General features: G+C 71.6%; 1 protein-coding gene. It reads right to left on the bottom strand.

The genetic code is table 11. The annotated features are described in order from the left end of the window. Positions 1-458: 458 nt before the first annotated feature. The coding region (locus NS220_RS19000; protein WP_153004394.1) for an amidohydrolase family protein at positions 459-687 on the bottom strand (229 nt) is incomplete at its 5' end.

The following is a 687-nucleotide window of genomic DNA, read 5'->3' as shown; positions in this document are numbered from 1 at the left end:
GCGGAGGATCGTCGGCAGCGTCAGATGGGTATAAGGGACAGGATACCAGCCGATCCCGCGCGGGCGATAACCTTGCGCGACATTGGCGGTCTTTACGAAGGGCTGGAACGAGGCCCAGTCATGCGGCAGGTCGACGGCCTGCCAGTCGCTGTCGTCGTAATCGACGGCCGCCGCGCCGCGCGCATTCCCGGCCTTGACCGAGATATAGGTCGCATTGTGGCTGTCGAGCGGGGCGGGTTCGATATCGCCCTCATGGAACAGCCAGCCGCGATCCATCAGCACGCGCGCGGCGTCCTGCACCGGCAAGGCGGCAGGAAGCACGTTCGTCGGAGCGGGCATGGGGAGCGCGCCCGCGCCGTCCACCGGGCTGCCCTTGGCGGCAAAGGCCCGGACAGGCGCGATGCCGCCCGCCAGCCCCACCACGGCACCGCCCAGCAGAAGGTCGCGGCGCGCGACCGTCATGCCGCGACCGGCTCCGCCGCCGCGATCCGCGTCTCGACCGGCTTGAGCGCGGCGTCGAGCACGACCCAATCGGCGCGCAGGCCGGGTGCCAGCGCCCCGCGCTCATGGGACAGGCCCAGGAACGCCGCCGGGTTGGTCGCGGCCAGCACCGCCGCCTGATCGACGGTGATGCGCAGCTGCTCGACCGCATTGGCGACCGCCGGCCCCATGTCGAGGTCCGAGCCC

Source organism: Microbacterium testaceum, from assembly GCF_001476655.1.
In the GTDB taxonomy this organism is placed as follows: Bacteria; Actinomycetota; Actinomycetes; order Actinomycetales; family Microbacteriaceae; genus Microbacterium; species Microbacterium testaceum_C.
This window is presented reverse-complemented; position numbering and strand designations above follow the sequence as displayed.